This is a genomic window from Curtobacterium sp. 18060 (assembly GCF_902706105.1).
Lineage (GTDB): Bacteria > Actinomycetota > Actinomycetes > Actinomycetales > Microbacteriaceae > Curtobacterium.
This window is the reverse complement of record NZ_CACSJV010000124.1, coordinates 1-439: the sequence shown is the minus strand read 5'-3', so window position 1 is coordinate 439 and position 439 is coordinate 1. Positions and strand designations below refer to the sequence as shown.

Sequence of the window (439 nt, the reverse complement as noted above, 5' to 3'; positions counted from 1 at the left end):
CATTCCACGATAAAGTGCGGCATGGTGGTTCCTTACGCGGGAAGCGGGAAAACAGCGTTAACCTGACCAGTGCCAGAGCTTGGGAACAGCTCGGTAATAAACTCCACCTTGCCGTCGTATTTATCCCAGCCGAGCATCCCCAGCAGCATCACCGTGTCGTGCATATTGCCTTCGCCGTAGCAGTAGTCGGCGTACTCCGGCAGCATATTGCAGAACTCTTTGAACTGGCCTTCGCGCCACAGCTTCACCACGCGCTCGTCCATCTGGCGGTCGAACTCGCGGGTGTAGCTGTTCATCCCTTCTTCCGCACGCTGATCGTCAATAAAGCGGTGCGATAACGAACCGCTGGCAAGGACCGCCACGGTGCCGTCGTACTGTTCGATCGCTTTCACAATCGCTTCGCCAAGCTTGCGGCTGTCGGCAAAATCGTGAACCGTGC

Annotated in this window: 1 protein-coding gene; it reads right to left on the bottom strand. The window is 56.9% G+C overall.

Translation table 11 applies throughout. The annotated features are described in order from the left end of the window. Window positions 1-32 precede the first annotated feature (32 nt). A partial coding sequence (locus tag GVL05_RS19860) for a hypothetical protein (protein ID WP_200849291.1) occupies window positions 33-439 on the bottom strand: 407 nt, incomplete at its 5' end.